This is a genomic window from Sphingopyxis sp. (assembly GCF_036402335.1).
GTDB lineage: Bacteria > Pseudomonadota > Alphaproteobacteria > Sphingomonadales > Sphingomonadaceae > Sphingopyxis.
Genome location: NZ_DASWTD010000675.1, coordinates 1 through 23,604 on the forward strand (window position 1 = coordinate 1; position 23,604 = coordinate 23,604).

Here is a 23,604-nt window from a genome sequence, read left to right on the forward strand (position 1 = left end):
TAACCGGTGTCATGTTAACTGAAACATTGCCTCGCCAATGTCAAGCGCCGATTGTCTTACAACTTTCCCCGTCCGGAAGCTGGAAAAAAATCCTGTCCGATCAACGCCGAACGTCGAGTCCGCCGGCATGAAAAGCCGCAATGTCGGCCGCACCGAACCGGCTGGCGTCGCCGGGCAGCGAATGTTTGAGGCAGGTCAGCGCCAGACCGGTCTCGGCCATGACCCGCGCATCGCTGCCCGACAAATACGCATGAAGCACGCCTGCGGCGAAAGCGTCGCCCGCACCGATGCGGTCGACGATCCCGTTGACGTCGATTTCGGCGGTCTGGTGTGCACTGTTTCCGAGGTCGACGCGTGCCGCGATCCGGTGGTGATCGGCGGTCACCGTATGGCGCGCGGTCGAGGCGATCAGCCGAAGCCCCGGGAAAGCGGCAAAGCCCGCGTCCGCGGCTTCACGGCGGCGATCCTCGCCCTCGCCCGAAAAGTCGCGCTCCAGAACGAGCGACAGGTCGCGGTGGTTGCCGAAGAGAATGTCGGCCATGCCGATGAGGTCGGACAGGATGGCCCGCGGATCGCTGTCCCACGCCTCCCACAGCATCGCGCGATAATTGCCGTCGAAGCTGACCGGCACGCCAAGCCGCTTCGCCGCCCGCGCCGCTGCGAGCGCGGCCTCGGCCGAGCGCGGCCCGAGCGCGGGAGTAATGCCCGACAGGTGGAGCAGGCCGGCGCCATCGAGCAGCACGTCCCAGTCATAATCCCCGGGGCCGCTCGCGGCGAAGCTCGACCCGGCGCGGTCATAGACGATTTCGGACGACCGCAATCCCGCGCCGACGCTGAGGAAATAGAGCCCCATGCGCCCCGCGCCGCTGGTGACGGCGGTGCAGTCGACACCCGCGCCGCGCACCGCCGCCACCGCGCCGCGACCCAGCGCATTCGACGGGATTCTGCTGATCATCGCGCAGTCGTGGCCAAGATGCGCGAGGCCGATCGCGACATTCGCCTCGGCTCCGCCGACATGCAGGCCAAGCGACGGCGACTGCATCAGCAGCTCGTTGCCCGGTGCGGTCAGGCGGATCAGCAGTTCGCCGAAAAAGACGAGGCGGCCGGGCATGGCGCGATGCTAGCGCGCGAGCCAGCCGCCGTCGACGGCGAGGATGTGGCCCTGCACATAGTCCGACGCCGGCGACGCGAGGAATACCGCAGCACCGCCGATATCGGCGGGATCGCCCCAGCGGCCTGCGGGAATACGCTCGATGATCTGGCGATTGCGCGTCTCGTCGCCCTGAAGCGCCGCGGTGTTGTTCGTCGCGATATAGCCGGGCGCGATCGCGTTGACCTGCAGGCCCTTTGCCGCCCATTCGTTGGCGAGCAGCTTGGTGAGCCCGCCGACGCCCGATTTCGATGCGGTGTAGCTCGGCACGCGGATGCCACCCTGAAAGGTCAGCATCGAGGCGATGTTGATGATCTTGCCCGAACCGCGCGCGATCATATGGCGGCCGACGCCCTGGCAGAGGAAGAAGAGGGTCTTGAGATTGGTGTCCATCACCGCGTCCCAATCGGCCTCGGTAAAGTCGACCGCATCGGCGCGGCGGATGATACCGGCGTTGTTGACGAGGATATCGATGCGGCCGAATTCGGCGAGCACGGCGTCGATGAGCGGCTGCACCGCGCCGACGCTCGACAGGTCGGCGGCGAAATTTTCGCCCTTGCGCCCGAGCTCGCGCACCTTGCCGACAGTCTCGTCGGCGGGCGAGCGGCCCGCGGCGGCGATGTCGGCCCCCGCTTCGGCGAGCGCGAGCGCGATGCCTTGGCCGATGCCGGTGTTGGCGCCGGTAACAAGCGCGACTTTTCCTGTCAGATCGAACATCTTGATCCTCTTACCCTTCGTCATGCCGGACTTGATCCGGCATCCATTCCTGCGGCCTTGCCATGGACCCCGGATCAAGTCCGGGGCGGCGATGAGGGACTTACTTCAACTGGCAGATGTCGAGGACGTTCATGTCGGTATAGTCGAGATTCTCGCCGCCCATCGCCCAGATGAAGGCATATTTCTTCGTCCCCGACCCCATGTGGATCGACCAGGGCGGGCTGATCACCGCTTCCTCGTTCGCGATCACGATGTGCCGCATGCCGTCGGGCTCGCCCATATAATGGAAGATGCGGTCGTTTTCTTGCGGAAGGTCGAAATAGAGATAGATTTCGCTGCGACGGTCGTGGAGGTGCGGCGGCATCGTGTTCCAGACGCTGCCTTCCTCGAGCACCGTCAGCCCGAGCAGCAGCTGCGCGCTTTCGCACACGCCGGGGATCACGAGCTGGTAGATCGTCCGCTGGTTCGAATTGGCGAGGTCGCCGCGCGCGAGCGGGTTTGCCTGGTCGAGCGTGATGTGCCGGATCGGGCAGACCTTGTGCGCCGGAAGCGAGGCGAGATAGAAACGCGCGCCGTCGCCTTCGAAGCTGACGTCCTTTGACCCCATCGGAATGTAGAGGCATTCCTTGTTCTTCATCTCGAACCGCTGGCCGTCGACGGTGATCGCACCGGCAGTGCCGATATTGACCGCCGCCATTTCGCGTCGTTCGAGGAAGGGATGCCCCGCCGCCGAGGCCGGAACGCTCTGCTCGGGCAGTTTCACTGCGCCGCCCTTCGGCACCGCACCGCCGATCACGAATCGCTCATTGTGCGAATAGTTGAGATGGACCTTGCCGGCCTCGAACATGCCGGAAACGAGGTAACGGTCGCGCAAGGCGTCGTTCGAAACCTCCTCCATCATGTCGGGGTGCGTCGCGTGATAGGTCTTCGCATACATTTGAGTATCGTCCTCGCCCGGAAATGATTGTGACGCGTCGTGCTACCGCCAAAGGTAACCGGTGTCAATGTGGCCATGGGCGACTCTTTTGTGACACGAGCCGTTTCCGGACGACTTCGCACGCGGTCAGGGACGGCAAAATTGTCGTAATTTGTCGCAACCGCCCTATTGCGCTTGCAAGCGGCTTTCCGATGGGTTGAATAGGCCCAAATTCCTTCGCCCCCCGGCGAACCGTGACGGATATCATCGATTATGACCGAAAACAGGCTGCCGCTCCTTGCCGGGGTATTGTGCGCCATGACCCTGTCGCTGGGCGCTTGCACCCGCGAGGGTGAGGACGGCGGCCGCAATCGCGGAGCGCCCGAGGTCGGCTATGTCAGCGTCGCGGTGCAGCCCGTGCCGGTCACCACGTCGCTCGGCGGTCGCACCGTCGCGTTCGAAACCAGCGAAGTGCGGCCGCAGGTGAACGGCCTGATCCGCCGCCGCCTGTTCACCGAAGGCGGCTTCGTCCGCGCCGGCCAGCCGCTCTACCAGATCGATGCGAGCCTCTATCAGGCCGGGGTCGACCAGGCGGCCGCCAACCTCGCCAGCGCGCGGGCGAGCGCGCAGGCGGCCGACGAACGGGCACGGCGCCTCGAACCGCTCGCCAAGATGCAGGCGGTCGCCGAGCAGGATTATACCGACGCGCTGGCGCAGGCGCGGATGGCGCGCGCCGCGGTCGCGCAGAACAGCGCGGCGCTCGAAACCGCGCGAATCAACCTGCGCTATGCGACGATCACCGCGCCGATCAGCGGCCGGATCGGCCGCAGCCTCGCGACTCCCGGCGCGCTTGTCAGCGCGAGCCAGTCCGAACCGCTCGCGGTGATCCAGCAGACCGATCCGATGTATGTCGACATGCAACAGTCGAGCGCCGAGCTCACCACGCTGCGCGCCGCGCTCGAAAGCGGCGGCGTCGCGGCGGGCAACACGACGGTGCGCCTGCGGCTCGAGGACGGCAGCGCCTATGGCTTTGCGGGGACGGTCCAGTTTTCCGACATTACGGTGAGCGAGGCGACCGGCACCGTTACGCTGCGCGCGCGCTTCCCCAATCCCAAGGGCACGTTGCTGCCCGGCATGTTCGTGACCGCGCTGTTCGACCAAGCGGTCAACCCCGCGGCGATCCTCGTGCCGCAACCCGCATTGCAGCGTGATTTCGACGGGTCGGCGTTCGTCTATCTCGTCGGCAAGGACAATAAGGCGGTCCGGCGCAAGGTGACCGCCAACCGCACCGTCGGCGCCAACTGGGTGATCACCGACGGGCTGAAAGCGGGCGAACGCGTCATCACGCAGGGCGTCGGCAATGTGAAACAGGGCGCATCGATCCGGCCGGTTCCGGCGAACAGTCCGCAGCGGGTGGGGGCACCCGCGGGCAAGAACGCAGCCGGCGCAGCAAAGGATAAATAGGCCCCCATGTCGCGCCTTTTCATCAACCGGCCGATCTTTGCCTGGGTGCTGGCGATCATCGTCATGCTGGGCGGCGTCGGCGCGCTGTTCGCGCTGCCGATCGAGCAATATCCCGATATCGCACCGGCGCAGGTCAATATCCGCGCGACCTATCCCGGCGCGTCGGCCGAAACGATCGAGAACAGCGTCACCCAGGTGCTCGAGCAGCAGCTGACGGGGATCGACGGCCTGCTCTATTTCAGCTCGCAGTCGAGCTCGCGCGGGCAGGCGAATATCACGGCAATTTTCGCCAAGGGGACCGATCCCGACATCGCGCAGGTGCAGGTCCAGAACAAAATCCAGTCGGCGTTGTCGCGCCTGCCTGCGCAGGTACAGAGCCAGGGGATCCGCGTCACCAAGGCGAATTCGGACACGCTGCTGCTGGTCGGCGTCTATGACGAGACCGACACAAGATCGTTTCAGGACGTATCCGATTTCCTCTCCTCGAACATTCAGGATCCGCTGTCGCGCGTCGAGGGCGTGGGCGAGGTCAACGTGTTCGGCGCGCCGCACGCGATGCGCATCTGGCTCAATCCGCAGCGCCTCGCCGCGGTATCGCTGATGCCGGGCGACGTGATTTCGGCGATCACCGCGCAGAACAGCGAAGTCGCCGCGGGCGAAGTCGGCGGCCTGCCCGCTCCGCAGGGCCAGATGCTCAACGCGACGGTGACCGCGCAGTCGCGCATGCAGACCCCGCAGCAGTTCGAAAATATCGTGCTAAAGACGCTGCCCGACGGGTCGAGCGTGCGGATCAAGGACATCGCGCGCGTCGAGCTCGGCGCCGAAAGCTATAGCACGATCGTCCGGATCAACGGGCATCCGGGTGCGGGCATGTCGATTTCGCTGTCGCCGGGGTCCGACGCGCTCGAAACCGCCGACCGCGTCAAGGCGCGTATGGAGGAACTCGCCGCCGACTTCCCCGACGGCCTGACCTACAGCTATGCCAACGACGCCACCGCCTTCATCAAGCTGTCGGTGAGCGAAGTGCAGAAATCGCTGTTCGAGGCCATTTTGCTCGTCATCCTCGTGATGTTCGTCTTCCTGCAAAGCTGGCGCGCGGTCATCATTCCCGCGATCGCCGTTCCCGTCGTCTTGCTCGGGACGTTCGGCATTTTCTATATCGCGGGGTTCAGCATCAACACGATGACGCTGTTCGGGCTGACGCTCGCGATCGGCCTGCTCGTCGACGACGCGATCGTGGTGGTCGAGAATGTCGAGCGATTGATGGAAGAAAATCCCGGCATGTCGGCGCGCGAGGCGACGATCCAGTCGATGCAGGAATTGCAGGTCGCGCTGATCGCGATCGCGATGGTGCTGTCGGCGGTGTTCCTGCCGATGGCCTTTTTCGGTGGCTCGACCGGCGTCATCTATCGCCAGTTCTCGGTCACCATCGTATCGGCGATGGCGCTGTCGGTGCTCGTCGCGCTGATCCTCAGCCCCGCGCTGACATCGAGCCTGCTCAAGCCCAAGAAGCATGGCGACGAGGCCGTAACCGGTAGCCGTTTCCCGCGCCTGCGCGCCGGGCTCGAACGCGCCAAGAACGGCTTCAACACCCGCTTCGACGACATGGTGAACCGCTATGTCGGCAGCGTTACCGCGGTCGTCGACCGCAAATGGCTTTTCCTTGGCCTCTACGCGATCATCCTCGTGCTGCTCGCCGTCCTGTTCCTGCGGCTTCCGAGTGGCTTCCTGCCCGGCGAAGACCAGGGGCGCGTGCAGGTGCAGTTCCGCCTGCCGGCCGGCGCGACGCAGGCGCGAACGCTGGAAGTGCGCGACGCCGTCGAGAAATATTTCCTGACGCAGGAAAAGGCCAATGCGCAGGCGCTGTTCCTCGTCGCCGGCGGTGGCGGCGGTGGCGGCGCAGTGGGCCAGAACACCGGCCAAGGCTTCGTCAACCTCACCCACTGGGACGACCGGCCGGGCAAGGAAAACACCGCCGATGCGATCGTCGAACGCGCGCGCAAGGCGTTCAGCGGCCTCCGCGATGCACAGGTCTTCGCGCTCGTCCCCGGCGCGGTGCGCGGCCTCGGCGATTCGTCGGGCTTTACGATGCAGCTCCAGAATCGCGGCGGAATGAACCGCGAGCAATTCGCCGCGGCGCGCGACCGGCTGCTCGCGATGGCCAACGCCAATCCCAGGCTGACATCGGTGCGCCTCAGCGACCTTCCCGACGTCGCGACGCTGAAGATCGACGTCGATACGCAGCGGCTGACCGCCTATGGCATCAACAATGCCGATGTGAACGCGACGCTCGCGACCGCATGGGGCGGCCGGTACGTCAATGATTTCATCGACAAGGGCCGCGTCAAGCGCGTCTATGTCCAGGGCGACGCGCCCTATCGTGCGACACCCGAAGCGCTCGGCCAGTGGTATGTCCGTTCGGCTGATGGCGAGATGTCGCCCTTCTCCGCCTTCGCGCGCACGGGCTGGGCAACGACGCCGAGCAGCACGTCACGCTTCCAGGGCGTGCCCGCGTTCGAGATTTCGGGCCAGCCCGCCGCGGGCACCAGTTCGGGCGAGGCGATGGACGAGATGGAAGCGATGGCGGCGCAGATTCCCGGCACCAGCGTCGCCTGGTCGGGCTCCTCCTATCAGGAACGGCTGTCGTCGGGGCAGGCGCCTTTGCTCTATGCGATCTCGCTGCTCGTCGTCTTCCTTTGCCTTGCCGCGCTCTACGAAAGCTGGTCGATTCCGCTCGCGGTGATCCTCGTCATCCCGCTCGGCCTGATCGGCGCGGTGTTCGCGGTCAATCTCCGCGGCCTTGAAAACGACGTCTATCTCCAGATCGGCTTGCTCACCACGATGGGGCTCGCGGCGAAAAACGCGATCCTGATGATCGAATTCGCCGAACAGGAAGAACGCAAGGGCAAGCGCGTGATCGAGGCGGCGGTCGAGGCGGCGCGTATCCGCCTGCGCCCGATCCTGATGACCAGCTTCGCCTTCATCTTCGGCGTGCTGCCGCTTGCGATCGCGACCGGTGCCGGCGCGAACAGCCGCGTCGCGATCGGCACATCGGTAATCGGCGGCATGCTCACCGCTGCCTTCCTCGCGATCTTCTTCATCCCGCTCTTCTTCGTGCTTGTCCGCCGCGGCGTTCGCGACGGTCTTGCCGCGGCACGTGCGCGTTTCGGCAAGAAGAAGGATGGCGACGCGGGCGCAACCGAGGTGCCGGCATGATCGGCACCCGCTCCCTCCTGCTCGCGGGCACGCTGGCGCTCGCCGGATGCTCGCTCGCGCCGAAGACGGTGCTGCCGGCGCCGCCGGTACCGCAAAGCTGGCCCGCCGGCGACGCCTATCTGCTGCAGAGCGAGGCGGCGCTGCCGATTCTCTCGTACAAGAGCGTCTTCACCGATCCGCGCCTCCAGTCGCTCGCGGATCAGGCGCTTGCCAACAACCGCGACCTGCGGGTCGCCTATGCCAATGTCGCCGCTGCGCGTGCGCAGGTGCGCGTCACGCGGTCGGGACAATTCCCCGAACTCGGAATCAGCGCCGGCGCGGGCTATTCGGATAATGGAGGAACCGGCAACGGAGCCGGCGATTTCTCGCTGCGCGGCGGTGTGACCGCTTTCGAGCTCGACCTGTTCGGCAAGCTCGCCAACGCGACCGAGGCCGACCGCAACCGCGCACTCGGCACCGAGGCGGCATCGCGTACGGTGCGTCTCGCACTGATCGCCAACCTCGCCGACGCATGGGCGACCTATGGCGCCGATCGCGACCTCCTGAAAATCGCCGAAGACACGGCCGCCAATGCGCGCGAAAGCGTACGGCTCACCAAGGCTCGGCTCGATGGCGGCGTCGCGCCGCGCACCGACCTGCGTCAGGCCGAACAGATCCTCGCGACCGCCGAGGATTCGATCGCACAGCAAAGGACGGCGCTCGCGCAGGACGAAAACCTGATCCGCCTGCTCGTCGGCGATGAGATCGATCGCGCGCTGCTGCCGGTGAGCCTGACCGAAGTGACGCCGACGATCGTGTCGCTGCCTGCCGGGGTCAGTTCCGAAATCCTGCTCCGCCGTCCCGACGTGATCGAGGCCGAATATGGCCTGCGCGCCGCCAACGCCGATATCGGCGTCGCGCGCGCGCAACTCTTCCCGTCGATTTCGCTGACCGGGCTGCTCGGCTTTGCCAGCAATGCGCTCGGCAGCCTGTTCGACAGCGGGTCGTTCAATTGGTCGGCGGGCGGCGATGCGACCGCGACGATCTTCGACGCCGGCCGCCGCCGCGCCGGGGTCGCGGTCAGCGAGGCGCAGCGCGATTCCGCACTCGCGGGTTATGAGGGCGCGATCCAGACCGCGTTCCGCGAAGTCGCCGACGCACTCGCGGTGCAGGGGACGATCACCGAACGGGTGCGCGCCGCCGCTGCGAATAGCGAAGCCGCAAGCGACACCGCGACGCTTACCGACGCGCGTTACAAAGGCGGCGTCGACAGCTTCCTCTCCAGCCTCGACGCGCAGCGCAGCCTCTATTCGGCGCGGCGGAGCGAGGTCGGGACGCAATTGCTGCTCGTCCAGACGCGAATCGCGCTGTTTCGCGCCTTGGGCGGCGACAGCAGCGCGGGTTCGACCGTACCCTAACCCCGCTTCCCTCGTCACTCCGGACTTGATCCGGGGTCCACGACCACGCTCTCGGAATGGATGCCGGATCAAGTCCGGCTGACGATAAGGGCCTCCGACTCTCCTTGACAATCGACCCCGCTCGCGCGCTAATAGAACATATCAGGAACAAATGATGCGCGAGTCGTCTTCCCAACTCGCCGGGCTGCGCCGAAGCATCGCCCGGCTGACCGCCAATGGCGGTCTCGAAAGCCGCCCGGCCGAAGGCTGGCTGGCGAGCGGTCACGCGTCCTTCGACGCAGCGCTCGGCGGCGGCCTCGCGATCGGGCGCGCCCATGAATTTTTCGCCGCCGACGCACTCGACGCGACGAGCGCCGCCGCCTTCGCCGCGCTGCTCGCGCTGCGCACCGCGGGCAAGGCGCCGCTGATCTGGCTGCGCACGAGCGATGCCGGCAAGCGCACCGGCCATATCTATGCCCCCGGCATCGCCGAACTCGGCGGCGACCCCGACCGGCTGCTGCTCGTCGAGGCCGCCGATCCGAAGATGCTGCTCGCCTGCGCCAACGACGCGATCCGTTGCGCGGGATCGGCGGCGGTGATCGTCGAAAGCTGGGGCAAATTCCCCTTGTTCGATCTGACTGCGGGGCGCCGCCTCGCGCTCGGTGCGCGCGATGCGGGCACCACGCTCCTGATGCTTCGCCTCAATGCATCGCCGTCGCCGAGCGTCGCCGAAACGCGCTGGGGCGTCGCCGCTGCCTCCTCGCGCGCGCTCGAAGCCAATGCGCCGGGCGCCCCCGCCTTCGACCTCGAACTGTTGCGCTGGCGCGGCGGCCCTGCGGGGACGCGCTGGCGACTGGACTGGAACCATGACGAAAAATGCTTCGGGCCAAATGCTGGCGACCCGGCGCTATCTGGCGCTCTTCTTCCCCTTCCTGCCCGCCGAGCGATGGCTTCGCACCGCGCCGCGGCCGCCTGACGCCCCGCTCGTCTTCGCCGAGAAGCAGCGCGGCGCGATGCGGATAGCGAGCGTCGATGCGCAGGCGCTCGCCGTCGGGCTGCGCGCCGGCATGCCGCTCGCCGATGCGCGCGCGCAGGTCGGCGCGCTCACCGTCGTTCCGCACGACCCGGTGCTCGACCAGGACTGGCTCGATCGGCTCGCGCAAGGTTGCGCGCGCTATTCCCCGCTTGTCGCGCTCGACGCCCCCGACGGACTCATCCTCGACATCGCGGGCGCCGAACATCTGTACGGCGGCGAAGCCGACCTTGTGAGCGATGTCGAAATGCGGCTCGCGCGGCTCGGCATGACGCTCCGCCACGCGCTCGGCCCCACGGCCGATGCCGCGCACGCACTCGCGCGGTACCAGACGCGCCCCGCCCCCGACGAGGGACAGGCAATCCGCCGCCTGCCCGTCGCCGCGCTCGAACTCGAAGCCGAGGCGGCGACCGCGCTCGTCCGCGCGGGCCTCAAGACGATCGGCGACCTCGCGAGCCGTCCGATGGCGAATATCGCCGCGCGCTTCGGCGCCGATGCCGCGATGGCGCTGCGCCGCCTGCTCGGCGATGCGCCGAGCCCGCTCGATCCACGGGTCGCCCTGTCGCCGGTCGTTGCGGACCGCCGATTTGCCGAACCGCTGGGCAGTAGCGCGCACGCGACCAAAGTGCTGGCCGAACTCGCGGGCGAAGCGATCGAGGAGCTTGGGGAACGCGGCAAGGGCGGGCGCCATTTCCGCGCGACCTTTTTTCGCAGCGACGGCCTCGCGCGCAGCATCGCGATCGAAACCGGCCATCCGACGCGCGACACGGGGCTGGTGATGCGCCTGTTCGCCGAGCGCATGGACAGCCTCGCCGATCCGCTCGACCCCGGCTTCGGCTTCGACATGATCCGCCTCGCCGTGCCGCGGCTGGAGGCGCTCGGTGCGAGCCAGCTCAAGCTCGAGGGCGGCGCGGTCCGCGCGGCGAGCGAAAGCGCGGCAATGGACGAGCTCGCTGACCGGCTGGCGACGCGGCTCGGGCGCGGGCGCGTGCGGCGGCTGCGTCCTGCCGATACGCATATTCCCGAACAGGCGCAGCTCGAGCTGCCCGCAATCGACGCCCCCACGCCTTTGCCCTGGCAGGAACCCGAACCCGGCGAGCCGCCCACGCGCCCCTTCCACCTTTTCGACCCGCCGCAGCCGATCGAGGTGATTGCCGAGGTGCCCGACGGCCCGCCGCATCATTTCCGCTGGCGGCGCGCGACGCACGCGATCCGCCGCTACGAAGGCCCCGAACGCATCGCCGCCGAATGGTGGCGCCGCCGCGATAATGGCGGCCTGACACGCGACTATTACCGCGTCGAGGATGCGCAGGGCCGCCGCTTCTGGCTCTTCCGCCACGGCCTCTACGACGAAAAACCCGACCCGCGCTGGTATATCCACGGCGTCTTCGCATGAGCGGGGAACCCGATCCCGGCTTCGCCGAACTGGTCGCGGCGACCAACTACAGCTTCCTGCGCGGCGCTTCGCATCCCGCCGACATGGTGGCCGAGGCGATCGCGCTCGGCATGACCGGCATTGGCATCGCCGACCGTAACAGCGTCGCGGGGGTGGTGCGGGCGTGGGCATTTCTGAAGGAGTTGCGGGCTAAGGAAGACGAGAGAGCCAAGGAGTTTCGGCTAGTGGTCGGCGCGCGACTCGTCTTCGCCGACGGCACCCCCGATATCGTCGCCTATCCGGTCAGCCGCCACGGCTGGGGTAGGCTGACACGCCTTCTCTCGACCGGGAACCTGCGTGCGGAGAAAGGCGACTGTATCCTCAATCTTGAGGACCTTCTCGGCCATTGCGAGGACCTGTTGCTGATCGCAACGGGCGGTGATGAGGCGTTGCTTCGCAAACTCAAACAGGTCCGGCGAAAGTCGGTATGGCTCGCCGCAACCATGTCGCGATCGGGTGCCGATGCGCGGCGGGTGATCGAACTCGAACGCCTGTCGGCTGCAACGGGCGTCCCCCTGCTCGCGACCAACGACGCGCTTTATGCAACGATCGCCCAGCGTCCCTTGCACGATGTCATCACCAGCATCCGTGAAGGCACCACGGTCCAAAAGGCCGGCAAGCTCTTGCGCGCGAATGGCGAACGCCACCTGAGATCACCTGCCGAAACGGCGCGCTTGTTCAAGGATCATCCCAAAGCGATCGAGCAAAGCACGAAGCTGCTCGATCGCATTCACTTCGACCTTGAAGACCTGCGCTACGAATATCCTCACGAACCCGTTCCGCCAGGCTGGAAGCCCTTCTCCTATCTACATCATCTGGTGAAGACCGCAGCGGAGAGACGGTATGGCACGCCGCTACCCCCCAAGGTCAGGAAGCTTGTCGGCAATGAACTCCGGCTGATACGCAGGCGGGGTTACGTCTATTATTTCCTGACGGTCTACGATCTCGTCCGCTTCGCCCGCGCGCAAGACCCGCCGATCCTCTGCCAGGGGCGGGGATCGGCCGCCAATTCGATCGTCTGCTTCCTGCTCGGCGTGACGTCGGTCGATCCGATGAAGCACGACCTTCTCTTCTCGCGCTTCGTGTCGGCAGAGCGCGACGAGCCACCCGATATCGATGTCGATTTCGAGCATGAGCGCCGCGAAGAGGTTATCCAGTATATCTATGATCGCTATACGCGTGATCGCGCCGCGATCGCCGCAACCGTCATCCACTATCGCCCGCGCAGCACAATCCGCGAGGTCGGCAAGGCGCTGGGGTTAAGCGAGGATGTCACCGCGCGCCTCGCCGACACCAGTTGGGGCAGCTGGGGTGACGAAGTCCCGGTCGAGCGGCTGGTCGAAGCCGGGCTCAATCCGCACAATGGCGAAATCGAGCGATTGCACCGCTTCGTCGGGGAATTATTGAAAGCGCCGCGCCACCTGTCGCAACATGTCGGCGGCTTCGTGCTCACCGAAGGTCGGCTCGACGAACTCGTCCCGATCCACAATGCCGCGATGGAGGACCGGACCTTCATCGAATGGGACAAGGATGACATCGACGCGCTGGGATTGATGAAGGTCGATGTGCTGGCACTCGGGATGCTCACCTGCATCCGCAAATGCTTCGACCTGATGCGCGAGCACGCGTTGGGCGACCATACGCTGGAAGTCGACATCGATTGCGACGATCCCGAAGTCTACGGCATGCTTCAAAAGGGCGACAGCATCGGTGTGTTTCAGGTCGAAAGCCGCGCCCAGATCAACATGCTGCCGCGTCTACGCCCGAAGGTCTTTTACGATCTGGTCGTGCAGGTGGCGATCGTCCGCCCCGGCCCGATCGAGGGCGATATGGTTCATCCCTATTTGCGCCGCCGCAACAAGGAAGAGCCGGTCGAATTTCCCGAACCCGCCCCGCCGCACCCACCTGATGAATTGCACGATGTTTTGGGAAAAACCTATGGTGTGCCCTTGTTCCAGGAACAGGCGATGAAGCTGGCGATGGTCGCGGCGGACTTCACCCCCGAAGAAGCAAACGGCCTCCGCCGCGCGATGGCGACCTTTCGCAATGTCGGCACGATCGAAAATTTCCGCGAGAAGATGATCGGCGGCATGGTGCGTCGAGGCTACAAACAGGACTTCGCCGAACGCTGCTTCAAGCAGATCGAGGGCTTCGGCAGCTATGGCTTTCCCGAAAGCCACGCCCAATCCTTTGCGCGACTTGTCTATGTCTCTTCGTGGATCAAGCATTACCACCCCGCGGTCTTCGCCTGCGGCATCCTCAATTCGCAGCCGATGGGCTTCTATGCGCCCGCGCAGCTTGTTCGCGACGCACGCGAGCATGGGGTCGAGGTGCGCGAGGTCGACGTGAATGCGAGTGGCTGGGACAACAGTCTCGAACGGCGCGAGGACGGTAGCCTCGCGCTGCGGCTCGGCTTTCGGCAGGTCGACGGGTTTCGCGAGGAATGGGCGATACAGATCGTCGAGGCGCGAAGAACCCCCTTCGCCTCGGTCGAGGAACTCGCCCGCCGTGCCAACCTGCCGTCACGCGCGCTGCGCCTTCTCGCCGAAGCCGATGCGTGCCGCTCGATGGGGCTCGACCGGCGCCCCGCTCTCTGGGACGCGCGGCGCGTTCGGCAGGGCGTGCTGCCGCTGTTCGGCGCGGCCGAAACCGACGAACTCGGCGCCGAGGAGGATGCGCAGCTGCCTCCAACGCCGCTCGTCGAGCATGTGCTCACCGATTATCAGACGACGCGGCTGTCGCTGAAGGGGCATCCGATGGCGTTCCTCCGCCGCGATTTCGAACACGAGGGGGTGCTGAGCGCTTCTCAGGTCGCGGCGGCGAAGAACGGATCGATCGTGCGCACCGCGGGCGTCGTGCTGATCCGCCAGCGGCCGGGCAAGGGCAATGCGATCTTCATCACGCTCGAGGACGAGGGCGGGATCGTCAACATCCTGCTGTGGGCGCGCCATTTCGAACGCTATCGCCGCGCCGTCATGGCGTCGCGGCTGATGCTCGCCGAAGGCGAAGTGCAGCGGAGCAAGGAAGGGGTGATCCACCTGATGGCGACGCGGATCGTCGATCGGACCGCGATGCTCGATGGGCTGGGTGACGGCCCGCCAGTGCGCCCCGACCTCGCCCACGCCGACGAGGTCCTGCATCCACAGGTGCCGCGCGGATATGCGGCGCAGCATGGCCATCCGCGCAATGTCCGCATCCTGCCCAAGTCGCGGGATTTCCACTGAAGGCCTTGTTTTCCGGCTGACGCCGGAAGCGGACTGGAGCCGCGCCAGTTTCGGCTTCGCCGAACCGCAAAAAAGATGATGCCCCGGCTGTGGGGGCCGGGGCATCTTATCAGGCTATCTAAGGGACCAACCGAATATAGCCTGAATTTTATTCGCGAATTTTAGCCGCGGAGCAGGTTCATCACGCCCTGCGAGCTCTGGTTCGCCTGGGCGAGCATCGCAGTCGATGCCTGCGACAGGATGCCGGCGGCTGCGAGGTTCGTCGATTCGACCGAGAAATCGGCGTCTTCGATGCGCGACTTCGATTCCGCCAGATTGGTGACACCCGACGTCAAATTGTCGACAGCCGACGAGAGGCGGTTCTGCTGCGCACCAAGGTTCGCACGTTCGGTGGCGACCGTCTGGAGTGCGGTGTCGAGCGTCGCGAGCGCGGCCGAAGCGTCGGCGGCGTCCGTGAAGTCGAGCGTTGCAACACCCAGACCCGTGGCGTTGAGGTTCGCGATCTTGATGTTCACGACTTCGGTGGCGTTGAGGCCGGTCTGGATGTCGAAACCAGCGGTGGTCGAGGTGCCGCCGTTGATCAGCGTGTTGCCGTTGAATGTCGCACGCGATGCCACGTCGCCGATCTGCGAGATCAGCGCATCGACTTCGGTCTTGATCGCGCCGCGGTCGGTCGCGCCGTTCGTTCCCGTCGAAGCCTGAAGCGCCAGTTCACGCATACGGACGAGGATGTCCGAAATGCTGCCGGCGGCGCTGTCGGCGGTCTGCGCCAGCGAAATGCCGTCGTTGGCGTTGCGGATCGCCTGCGTCATGCCGCGTGCAGCGGCGTCCATGCGGGTCGCGATGGCGAGGCCGGCGGCATCGTCCTTCGCAGCGTTGATGCGCTTGCCGCTCGACAGGCGTTCCATCGCCTGCGACTGCATTTGGTTCGCGACACGCGAGTTATTCTGGGCGCGAAGCGCGCTCACATTGGTGTTGATGACAGTCATCTTTGTTCCTTTCCGGCCTCGATGGCCATTCCCGTGATGTGAGGGCTCGAGGAGCGGTCACGGAAAGCAGTAACGGCGGGCGGCGGAGGCGATTAAGCGCGCGCGTCAAAAAAACGCCGAAAGCACCTGACAATTGGCACAAGATTCGCTCAACATCTTGAAAATAAGCCGCAAATTTTTTTGGCACGCGCTTTGCATCGTTCTTTGCGTGCGGCGCACCGCCGCGCACAGGACGGATGGAAACAATGAGCACGATTGACCCGAGCCGGCTGCTGCAGATGCGCAGTTCGATCCTCAATCAGAACCAGGCACTGCAACGCGCCGCTGGCCGCGGCGGCATCGGCGGCGCCGAGGGCGGCGTCGACGGCGCGGGCGGAACTCCCGATTTCGGCGCCGCGATCAACAATGCCCTGCAGCAGGTCAACGCCCAGCAGTCGAAGGCCAGCCAGATCAGCGAAGCCTATGAACGCGGCGACACGCACGACATCGTCAGTGTGATGATCGAGCGTCAGAAAGCCTCGCTCGGCTTCGAAACCACGCTCCAGGTGCGCAACAAGCTGCTGTCCGCGTACCGCGACATCATGAACATGCCGGTGTAATCCATGGCCGAGACCCAGATCCTGACCCCCGTCCCCAATTCCATGGACGACGGCCCCGCAAACCGCCTCCCCGCCCCCGTCCTCGGCGGCCGCCTCGCACCGTTGACCCAGTTTGTGCGGCAACCCGCCGTCCAGCGCGCGCTGCCTGCGATCGCGATGACGTCGGCGATCGGTATCGCCGCGCTCGCCTGGTTCACGATGCATGCCGCGCCGCAGGCGCAGCTCTTTGCCGGCCTCGACGACAGCGACAAGGCCGCGGTCGCCGACGCACTCCAGTCGCAGGGTATCGCACACAGCATCGACGCCACCACGGGCGCATTAACCGTCGATGCGGACAAACTGCATCAGGCACGCATCGCGCTCGCCGGACAGGGCTTGCCCAAGGCCGCGCCGAGCGGTGACAGCCTGATCGCCGCGCTGCCCATGGGGTCGAGCCGCGCGATCGAGGGCGAAGCGCTGCGTTCGGCGCGCGAAGCCGACCTGTCGCGCACGATCGAGACGATCGACGCGGTCAAGAGCGCGCGCGTCCATGTCGCCGCCGCCGAACCCAGCCTCTTCGTCCGCGAAGACAAGCCCGCGACGGCTTCGGTGATGCTGACGCTGCAGAACGGCCGCTCGCTCAGCGACGGACAGGTGCAGGCGATCCGCTTCCTCGTCGCCTCGTCGGTTCCCGGCATGAACGCCGATCAGGTGTCGGTGATCGACCAGCGCGGCGCGCTGCTGTCCGATACCGCCAGCGGCAGCGACATGAAGGCTTTCCAACTCCAGTTGCAGGTTGAAGACCGCTTCCGCCGCGCGCTCGACACGTTGCTCGGCCCGATGCTCGGTGCCGGTAACTACACCGTCGAAGTCCACGCCGACGTCGACATGTCCGAAAGCCAGGCGACGCGCGAGAGCTTTCCCGAGAACGACCGTGCACTGACCAGCGAACAGATTACCCGCTCGACCAGCGGCTCGAGCACCCCGCCCGCCGTCGGCATCCCCGGCGCGCTGTCGAACCAGCCGCCGCAGGCGACCACGGTCGTCGCAAACGGCCCGCAGCCCGCGGCTCCCCCCGCGGCCACGTCCGGGACCGAAAGCAACGAAAATGCCGCGCGCGCCTATGAAGTTGGCCGCGAGATTTCGGTGACGCATTCGCCGCAGGGCAAGCTGCGCCGCGTCTCGGTCGCTGTCGCGCTCAACCAGGGCAAGAAGGCGCTGACACAGGCCGACCTCACCAAGATCGACAATCTGGTGAAAGGCGCGATCGGATATGATGCAACGCGCGGTGACCTCGTCGCGATCAACCAGCGCCCGTTCGTCGTGGCCGAAGACACCTCGCCCGCTTTTTACGACCAGGGATGGTTCATGCCGCTCGTTCAGCAGGTCGGGGCGATCCTCGCGGCGCTGCTCGCCTTCCTGTTCATCGGCCGCCCGATGATCCGTGCCGCGAAAGACCGCGCCGCGAAACGCGCCGAACAGAACCAGGCGCTCGAACAGTCGCTGCTCGCCGCCACCGACGGGCGCCCCGCGCTCGCCAGCGGCCATGGCGGCCGCGAAATCACGCTCGAGATGATCGAACAGGCGCCGAGCTACGAAGCCCGCGCCAACCTCGTCCGCGCCTTTGTCCGCCAGGATTCGGCGCGCGCCGCGCTCGTCGTCCGCCACCTGATGCAGGAGGGCGCCCGTGCCTGACGCCGCCGAACTCGACCAGACACCGACGCTGCCCGCCATCGAGGGGTCGGCCGCTGCCGCGATCCTGCTGATGCTGCTCGACGAAAGCGAAGCCGCGACGATCCTGAAGCAGCTGGGTCCCGAAGAAGTGCGTCAGCTCGCGAAAGCGATGTTCGACACCGCCAATGCGAGCGAACAGCAGATCGGGCAGGCGCTCGACCGGTTCGTGACGCGCAGCCGCGACGTCAGCGCGCTCGCGATCGGCGCCGATACGCGCATCCGCACCGTGATCAACGAAGCCGTCGGCAATGTCCGCGCCGACAATATCCTGGCCGCCGTCGCGCCGCAGCGGAGCGCCGCGTCGCTCGAAATCCTGCGCTGGATGGACGTCGACGCGATCAGCGGCCTGCTCGCCAGCGAACATCCGCAGGTCGGCGCGCTGATCCTCTCGGTGCTCGTCCCCGATGTCGCCGCGCGCGCGATCGAAACGCTCGACGAAGTGCTGCAGGCCGACCTCGTGCTGCGCGCCGCGATGCTGACCTCGGTCCCTGCCGCCGCAATCGAAGATCTCGAGGCGGTGCTCGCGAGCGCCAATGTCGATGGCCAGCGCGTCGCCAAGCAGGCGATCGGCGGCCCGAGCGACGTCGCGAAGATCATGAAGAAAATGCCGAAGCAGCTTTCGGAGCGCACGCTCCGCTCGCTCAAGAAGCACGACCGCATCCTCGCCCAGACGATCGAGGAAGAGATGTTCATCTTCGAAAACCTGCGCGACCTCGACAAGAAGAGCCTTGGCAGCGTGCTGCGCTCGGTCGACGCCGCCCAGCTCGCCATCGCGCTCAAGGGCGCCGACGACGAGATGGTCGACATGTGCCTCGCAACGATGTCGAAACGCGCGTCGGAAACGATCCGCGACGAAATGGCCGAAATGACGATGGTCAAGCGCGCCGACGTCGACGACGCGCAAAAGAGCGTCATGATGATCGTTCGCCAGATGGCGGCGGCAGGCGAAATCATGATTGCGGGCGGCAGCGACGACTATGTCTGATCGCGCGACCGAAACCGGCTTTTCCCCGGTCGCGCTCGCCGACGCGATGGCGCGCAGCAGCGGCTTCCGTCCGCTGTCCTTCGCCGCCGGCGCACGCGAAACCGAGACGGCGGCCGAAACGCCGCCCGACACCGACCTTGATGACCCCTTCGCGCTCGGCCTTGCCGAGGGCCAGCGCCTCGCCGAAGCCGCTTTCGTCGCCGAGCGCCACCAGCTGCTTGCCCTGCTCGCCGGTGCCGAGGCCTTGCAGGACGAACCGAGCGAGGAATTGGCGCAGTTGATCGCCGAAACGGTCGAGCGGCTTGTGCGTCAGATCGTCGCCACCGCGCCGATCGACGCCGAATGGCTGCAGGCGCAGGCCGAAACCGCCGCCGCGATGGTCGCCGACGCCGACAAGGCGCGCACCCTGTGGGTCCATCCCGAGGATGCTGTGCTGCTCGCCGATTGTCCGCTGACGCTGGCCGTCGAAAGCGACGCCACGATGGTGCGCGGCACCGTACGCCTCGAAACCTCGACCGGCTGGATAGAACATGGCCGCGCGGTCTATCTCGACGAGCTGCGCGCGGCGCTCGGCACGGGAGACGCCGCATGACGCGCCGCCTCGCCATCAGCGCGCAGCAGCTGCTCGACCCCGTCGACCTGACGAACGCCAGCCCGCGCCGCATCGGCACGCTCGTCTCGCACGAGGGTATCATGCTCGAAGTGTCTGGCTTCCCGCAGCCGCTGGGCAGCAACGTCCGCATCAAATCGGCCGACAATGATTATATCTATGGCGAGGTCGTCGGCTTTCGCGGTCACCGCAGCCTCGTCCTGCCCTTCGACACCAACAAGCCGCTCGTCACCGGCGCGCCGGTCGAACCGCACGGCGCCAGCTCGATGGTTCCGGTCGGCAAGACGCTGCTCGGCCGCATCATGGACGCGCAGGGCAATCCGCTCGACGGCCGCCCCGCGATCAAGTCGCAATTCCAGTGGCCACTCGCCGGGCGCAAGGTCAACCCGCTGCGCCGCGGCCGCGTCACCCGCCCGCTCAACATGGGCGTGCGCGCGATCAACGGGCTGCTCACCGTTGGCGAAGGCCAGCGCGTCGCGATCATCGCGGGCTCGGGCGTCGGCAAGTCGGTGCTGATGGGCCAGATGATCGCGGGCACCGAATGCGACGTGATCGTCGTCGGCCTGATCGGCGAGCGCAGCCGCGAAGTCAGCGATTTCGTCGAAACCAAGCTGCCTCCCGAAGTCCGCAAGAAATCGGTCGTCGTCGCGGTTCCCGCCGACCACCCGCCGCTGCTTCGCCTGCGCGCCGCAATGCGCGCGACCGCAATCGCCGAGGCGTTCCGCGCCGAGGGCAAGAAGGTGCTGCTGCTGATCGACAGCCTGACCCGCGTCGCGCATGCGCAGCGCGAGATCGGGCTGACGCTGGGCGAGCCGCCGACGATGAAGGGTTACCCGCCGTCGGTGTTCGCGCTGATCCCCTCGCTCTGCGAGCGCGCCGGTATCGACCGCGAAACCGGCGGATCGGTCACCGCGCTCTATACCGTGCTCGCCGACGGCGGCGACATCGACGACCCCGTTGTCGACAGCGCGCGCGCGATCGTCGACGGGCATATCATCCTGTCGCGCCAGCTCGCCGAGCAGGGCGTCTATCCTGCGATCGACGTCGCGCGTTCGCTGTCGCGCACGATGGTCGATTCGGTCGATCCCGAACATGCCGCCGCGGCCGCGCGTTTCCGCCAGCTGTGGTCGGCGTATGAAGAGAATCGCGACCTGATGCTGATGGGCGCCTACGTCGCCGGCGGCGATCCGGTGCTCGACGAAGCGATCGCCCGCCACGCCGACCAGCTCGCCTTCGTGACCCAGCCCGCCAAGGCCCGGGTCGATTTCGACATTTCCCGCCAAGCCCTGATTGAAGGATATTCCGCATGACCGCCCATACCGCACGCCGCAAACGTATCATCCGCGTGCGCACCGTCGAACATCAGATGGCCGAAGCCAATCTGGCGCGCGCCAATGGCGAACTTGCGAATCTCGTCGAACTGGCGAAGCGGCTCGAAACGCTGCGCGTCGACCTCGCGATGGCCAAGGGCGCGGTCGCCGGCGGCGCGCTCAACACGATCGGCGAACTTGCGATGCGGCTCGACATGGCGAAGGAAAATCTGACCGCGCCGCTCAGCAACGCCAGCGCACGGCGCGACCATATGGGAGCGCTCGCGCAGAGCGCGATGGTCAAGGAAGAATCGGCGGTCCGCCTGTACGAACGCAGCCGCAAGTCGGCCGAAGCCGAACAGGAACGCCGCAGCGACGCCAACCGCCCGCACCGCGCGCGCGCCGGCATGCGCCTGCGTCTGATCGAAGGCGGCGCGTCGTGATGAGCGCGTCTCTCCCCATGGCCCAGCCGGCGATGCCCGCGGGCTTTGCGGCTTTCCTCGCCAATATCGGACAGGTGCCGGATGGCGGCAGCGAGGGCGGCGGTTTCGACCAGCTGCTCGCCGCAGCGCCGATCGCCACCGCCCCGGTCGCGGGTGCCGCGATGACCATCAAGATCGATCCGGCGCAGCCCGGCGAGGCTGCCGCCGGGCAAATCGAAACCGCCCCCGTCGAAGCGGACGGCGGCGAGATCCCGGCGGTCAAGACACCGGTCAAGGCCGAGCCTGCCCAAGCCGATCCCGCCACGCTCGCCGCGACCCTGCTGATCGCGCTCAACGGCGGCACGCCGGCCAGCACAGCCGTTCCGGGCAAACCGGTTCCGGCGGAGTCCGAAGCCGACGCGTCGCCCGAAACGGCAGCCCCCGGCGACGCGCCCGCGAGCGTTACCGCGACGAACTGGGCTGCGATCGTCGCCGCTGCCGTCCCGGCCGCGGCCAAAACAGCAAAAGCAGCCGAAACGCCCGTGGCTCCGGAAGCCGATGCCGCACCGGCTGCCCCGACGCTGCCGCGCCTGCGCGAGGGCGGGGCGCCGATGCCGATCCTTGCCGGCGCCGAATTGCCGGTCGCGAGGCCCGCCGAGGCGGCGCCGTCGATGACGATCCTCTTCACCCAGCTTGCCCCGCAAGGCACGGCCCTCACCGAAGCGGCTGCGCCCGCCGTCGTCGCCGAACGCGTGCTCGACATCGACAGCGACGGGGCGTGGATCGACCAGCTCGCGCGCGATATCGCCGCGACCAGGTCGGACAATGGCGACATCAGCTTTCGCCTGATGCCGAAACATCTCGGGCGCCTCGATGTCGCGATGCAAATGGGCGACGATGGCGTGTCGCTGAAGATGGATACGCGCCACGAAGCGACCGCGACGATCGTGACCGCCGCGCAGGGCCGCCTCGTCGACGAGCTTCGCCAACAGGGCGTCCGCGTCGCCGGCGCCGAAGTCACCTGTACGCCGGGCGAGACCGGCCGCCAGTCGCAGAACCAGAGTCAGGGCCGCGCTGCTTCGCAGGATACCGCCCATCTTATCGAAACCGCCACCGAACGCGCCGAGCCGCGGGGCGAAGACCGCACCGCCGATCGCCGCGGCCGCTTCGCCTGATCAGAAAGGGTCCCATCATGGCCAAGGAAAATGTCGAAGGCGCCCCCAAGAAAAAGGGCAAGTTCAAGAAGCTGCTGCTGATCGGCGTCGCTGCGATCGCGCTGATCGGCGCGGGTGCGGGTGCCGGCATCTATTTCGGCGCGCTGTCGGCGCACGAGGCGAAGCCCGAGGATCATTATCCGAAGCTCGTCGTGCGCAGCAAGGAAGACGCCGAACCCGCCGCCGAGGGCGACGACAAGGAAGCACCGCCGAAGGTCGGCACCGTGTCGGTGCCGAACGACCGGTTCAAGGTCGATCCGCGCAAGTACGAGATCACCTATTATCCGATCCCCGACAGTTTCACGACCAACCTCGCCGACGGATCGGGCTTCCTGCAGGTGGGTATCAGCCTTTCCACCTTCTACGACGGCAAGGTTATCAATAATATCAAACGCCAGATCGTGCCGATCCGCTCGGTCGTGCTTATGGTGCTCGCCGAACAGGATCCGGCGTTGCTCTCCACATCACAGGGGAAACAGCGGCTTCAGCGCCAGCTGACCGCCGCAATCAATGATGTGCTGCGCGACAAGGAAGGTTTCGGGGGTATCGACAATGTTTATTTCACGAGTCTGGTGATCCAGTGACCGCCAGCACAAAATCCGTCAAAGCCGTGAAGGCCCCGGCCGCACCGGTGCCCGCGCCATCCGCGCCGGCGGCCGACGCGAAGGCGTCGCTGCTGCTGCGCAAGGCCGAGGGCAGCTATGCCTTCCCGGCGCTCGACAGCGTCGCCAACCAGTTCGGGCGCAGTTTGCGCGATCTTGTCCGCGCGCTCGGTGCGCCGGCGATCCAGGTCGAACGCGCCGGCGCCGAGCAGATGAGCTTTTCCGACTGGAGCGTCGCCGCCGCGCCGGCGATCTTCTGGCGCTATCACGCGCCGCCGCTCAAGGGGCCCGTCCTGCTTGCCGCGGCGCGCCCGCTGATCCTCCAGCTCGTCGACATATTCTATGGCGGCAAGGGCCAGCTCGCCGCGGAGCGCGAAGAGCTGACCGACGCCGAAGACCGTTTCGCCGCGCGTCTCGGCCGCGACGTGGGCCTCCAGCTCGCCGCCGCATGGCGCGACAAGCTCGGGCTGGAACCCGAACTCGACTGCGTCACGACCGATGCCGCCAAGCTCGCTGCGGTGCGCGCCGACGACGATCTGTTCGTCCAGCGTTTCGTCCTGCGCGGCGCGCCGTTCGAAGGACGCGCGATCGTCTGCGCCTATCCGCTCGCCGCGCTGCGCGGCATCGCG

Annotated in this window: 19 protein-coding genes; 15 read left to right on the top strand and 4 right to left on the bottom strand. The window is 66.6% G+C overall.

Annotated elements, in window-relative coordinates:
• Positions 1-100 precede the first annotated feature (100 nt).
• The 3 genes from VGD20_RS21635 to kduI all read right to left on the bottom strand — a co-directional run bounded on the left by VGD20_RS21635 (position 101) and on the right by kduI (position 2,804).
• Positions 101-1,111, bottom strand: coding sequence for a sugar kinase (locus tag VGD20_RS21635; protein ID WP_331136432.1), 1,011 nt, complete (start codon positions 1,109-1,111; stop codon positions 101-103).
• 9 nt (positions 1,112-1,120) lie between these two features.
• Entirely contained in the window at positions 1,121-1,891 is a 771-nt protein-coding gene (gene kduD / locus VGD20_RS21640) for a 2-dehydro-3-deoxy-D-gluconate 5-dehydrogenase KduD (protein ID WP_331136433.1), read from the bottom strand.
• A gap of 76 nt (positions 1,892-1,967) precedes the next feature.
• Positions 1,968-2,804 carry a 5-dehydro-4-deoxy-D-glucuronate isomerase gene (gene kduI / locus VGD20_RS21645; RefSeq protein ID WP_331136434.1) on the bottom strand — a complete coding sequence of 279 codons (837 nt, stop codon included), beginning with the start codon at positions 2,802-2,804 and terminating at the stop codon, positions 1,968-1,970.
• A 252-nt stretch (positions 2,805-3,056) separates the two neighbouring features.
• On the opposite strand from kduI, the gene VGD20_RS21650 reads away from it, so the two are divergent.
• From VGD20_RS21650 to VGD20_RS21675, 6 genes are all read left to right on the top strand, one after another.
• Positions 3,057-4,247 (top strand): efflux RND transporter periplasmic adaptor subunit, encoded by a 1,191-nt coding sequence (locus VGD20_RS21650; protein WP_331136435.1) that lies wholly within the window; start codon positions 3,057-3,059, stop codon positions 4,245-4,247.
• 6 nt (positions 4,248-4,253) lie between these two features.
• Positions 4,254-7,463 (top strand): efflux RND transporter permease subunit, encoded by a 3,210-nt coding sequence (locus VGD20_RS21655; RefSeq protein ID WP_331136436.1) that lies wholly within the window; start codon positions 4,254-4,256, stop codon positions 7,461-7,463.
• The gene (locus VGD20_RS21660; protein WP_331136437.1) at positions 7,460-8,860 is read left to right on the top strand and encodes an efflux transporter outer membrane subunit; all 1,401 of its coding nucleotides are present in this window, start codon (positions 7,460-7,462) and stop codon (positions 8,858-8,860) included. The genes VGD20_RS21655 and VGD20_RS21660 overlap by 4 nt, the downstream gene beginning before the upstream one ends.
• A gap of 151 nt (positions 8,861-9,011) precedes the next feature.
• Positions 9,012-9,815: a hypothetical protein gene (locus VGD20_RS21665; RefSeq protein ID WP_331136438.1), complete on the top strand. Its 804-nt coding sequence runs from the start codon at positions 9,012-9,014 to the stop codon at positions 9,813-9,815.
• Entirely contained in the window at positions 9,730-11,268 is a 1,539-nt protein-coding gene (locus VGD20_RS21670) for a DNA polymerase Y family protein (protein ID WP_331136439.1), read from the top strand. The genes VGD20_RS21665 and VGD20_RS21670 overlap by 86 nt, the downstream gene beginning before the upstream one ends.
• Complete coding sequence (locus VGD20_RS21675) at positions 11,265-14,531, top strand: error-prone DNA polymerase (RefSeq protein WP_331136440.1); 3,267 nt, start codon at positions 11,265-11,267, stop codon at positions 14,529-14,531. The genes VGD20_RS21670 and VGD20_RS21675 overlap by 4 nt, the downstream gene beginning before the upstream one ends.
• A gap of 161 nt (positions 14,532-14,692) precedes the next feature.
• On the opposite strand, the gene VGD20_RS21680 is transcribed toward VGD20_RS21675, so the two are convergent.
• On the bottom strand, positions 14,693-15,520 hold the full coding sequence (locus VGD20_RS21680) for a flagellin (RefSeq protein ID WP_331136441.1): 828 nt from the start codon (positions 15,518-15,520) through the stop codon (positions 14,693-14,695).
• Positions 15,521-15,765: 245 nt separating this feature from the next.
• Between VGD20_RS21680 and fliE the strand changes: the two genes are divergently transcribed.
• From fliE to VGD20_RS21725, 9 genes are all read left to right on the top strand, one after another.
• Positions 15,766-16,119, top strand: a complete 354-nt coding sequence (gene fliE / locus VGD20_RS21685; RefSeq protein ID WP_331136442.1) for a flagellar hook-basal body complex protein FliE — start codon at positions 15,766-15,768, stop codon at positions 16,117-16,119.
• Between the two features lie 3 nt (positions 16,120-16,122).
• Positions 16,123-17,793 carry a flagellar basal-body MS-ring/collar protein FliF gene (gene fliF / locus VGD20_RS21690; protein WP_331136443.1) on the top strand — a complete coding sequence of 557 codons (1,671 nt, stop codon included), beginning with the start codon at positions 16,123-16,125 and terminating at the stop codon, positions 17,791-17,793.
• The gene (gene fliG, locus VGD20_RS21695) at positions 17,786-18,817 is read left to right on the top strand and encodes a flagellar motor switch protein FliG (protein WP_331136444.1); all 1,032 of its coding nucleotides are present in this window, start codon (positions 17,786-17,788) and stop codon (positions 18,815-18,817) included. The genes fliF and fliG overlap by 8 nt, the downstream gene beginning before the upstream one ends.
• Positions 18,810-19,409 (top strand): FliH/SctL family protein, encoded by a 600-nt coding sequence (locus VGD20_RS21700; protein WP_331136445.1) that lies wholly within the window; start codon positions 18,810-18,812, stop codon positions 19,407-19,409. The genes fliG and VGD20_RS21700 overlap by 8 nt, the downstream gene beginning before the upstream one ends.
• The gene (locus tag VGD20_RS21705; RefSeq protein WP_331136446.1) at positions 19,406-20,737 is read left to right on the top strand and encodes a FliI/YscN family ATPase; all 1,332 of its coding nucleotides are present in this window, start codon (positions 19,406-19,408) and stop codon (positions 20,735-20,737) included. Before VGD20_RS21700 ends, VGD20_RS21705 begins: the two co-directional genes overlap by 4 nt.
• Positions 20,734-21,180 (top strand): hypothetical protein, encoded by a 447-nt coding sequence (locus tag VGD20_RS21710; protein ID WP_331136447.1) that lies wholly within the window; start codon positions 20,734-20,736, stop codon positions 21,178-21,180. Before VGD20_RS21705 ends, VGD20_RS21710 begins: the two co-directional genes overlap by 4 nt.
• Positions 21,180-22,334: a flagellar hook-length control protein FliK gene (locus VGD20_RS21715; RefSeq protein WP_331136448.1), complete on the top strand. Its 1,155-nt coding sequence runs from the start codon at positions 21,180-21,182 to the stop codon at positions 22,332-22,334. The genes VGD20_RS21710 and VGD20_RS21715 overlap by 1 nt, the downstream gene beginning before the upstream one ends.
• 17 nt (positions 22,335-22,351) lie before the next feature.
• Positions 22,352-22,957 (top strand): flagellar basal body-associated FliL family protein, encoded by a 606-nt coding sequence (locus VGD20_RS21720; RefSeq protein ID WP_331136449.1) that lies wholly within the window; start codon positions 22,352-22,354, stop codon positions 22,955-22,957.
• Positions 22,954-23,604 (top strand): hypothetical protein (locus VGD20_RS21725; RefSeq protein ID WP_331136450.1); only part of this gene is annotated, 651 nt, incomplete at its 3' end. The genes VGD20_RS21720 and VGD20_RS21725, both read left to right, overlap by 4 nt.

Excerpts from the sequence above, each read along its gene's own strand:
- VGD20_RS21635 (WP_331136432.1), bottom strand. The coding sequence starts at position 1,111 with ATGCCCGGCCGCCTCGTCTTTTTCGGCGAACTGCTGATCCGCCTGACC.
- kduD (WP_331136433.1), bottom strand. The coding sequence starts at position 1,891 with ATGACGAAGGGTAAGAGGATCAAGATGTTCGATCTGACAGGAAAAGTC.
- kduI (WP_331136434.1), bottom strand. The coding sequence starts at position 2,804 with ATGTATGCGAAGACCTATCACGCGACGCACCCCGACATGATGGAGGAG.
- VGD20_RS21650 (WP_331136435.1), top strand. The coding sequence starts at position 3,057 with ATGACCGAAAACAGGCTGCCGCTCCTTGCCGGGGTATTGTGCGCCATG.
- VGD20_RS21655 (WP_331136436.1), top strand. The coding sequence starts at position 4,254 with ATGTCGCGCCTTTTCATCAACCGGCCGATCTTTGCCTGGGTGCTGGCG.
- VGD20_RS21660 (WP_331136437.1), top strand. The coding sequence starts at position 7,460 with ATGATCGGCACCCGCTCCCTCCTGCTCGCGGGCACGCTGGCGCTCGCC.
- VGD20_RS21665 (WP_331136438.1), top strand. The coding sequence starts at position 9,012 with ATGATGCGCGAGTCGTCTTCCCAACTCGCCGGGCTGCGCCGAAGCATC.
- VGD20_RS21670 (WP_331136439.1), top strand. The coding sequence starts at position 9,730 with ATGCTGGCGACCCGGCGCTATCTGGCGCTCTTCTTCCCCTTCCTGCCC.
- VGD20_RS21675 (WP_331136440.1), top strand. The coding sequence starts at position 11,265 with ATGAGCGGGGAACCCGATCCCGGCTTCGCCGAACTGGTCGCGGCGACC.
- VGD20_RS21680 (WP_331136441.1), bottom strand. The coding sequence starts at position 15,520 with ATGACTGTCATCAACACCAATGTGAGCGCGCTTCGCGCCCAGAATAAC.
- fliE (WP_331136442.1), top strand. The coding sequence starts at position 15,766 with ATGAGCACGATTGACCCGAGCCGGCTGCTGCAGATGCGCAGTTCGATC.
- fliF (WP_331136443.1), top strand. The coding sequence starts at position 16,123 with ATGGCCGAGACCCAGATCCTGACCCCCGTCCCCAATTCCATGGACGAC.
- VGD20_RS21700 (WP_331136445.1), top strand. The coding sequence starts at position 18,810 with ATGTCTGATCGCGCGACCGAAACCGGCTTTTCCCCGGTCGCGCTCGCC.
- VGD20_RS21705 (WP_331136446.1), top strand. The coding sequence starts at position 19,406 with ATGACGCGCCGCCTCGCCATCAGCGCGCAGCAGCTGCTCGACCCCGTC.
- VGD20_RS21710 (WP_331136447.1), top strand. The coding sequence starts at position 20,734 with ATGACCGCCCATACCGCACGCCGCAAACGTATCATCCGCGTGCGCACC.
- VGD20_RS21715 (WP_331136448.1), top strand. The coding sequence starts at position 21,180 with ATGAGCGCGTCTCTCCCCATGGCCCAGCCGGCGATGCCCGCGGGCTTT.
- VGD20_RS21720 (WP_331136449.1), top strand. The coding sequence starts at position 22,352 with ATGGCCAAGGAAAATGTCGAAGGCGCCCCCAAGAAAAAGGGCAAGTTC.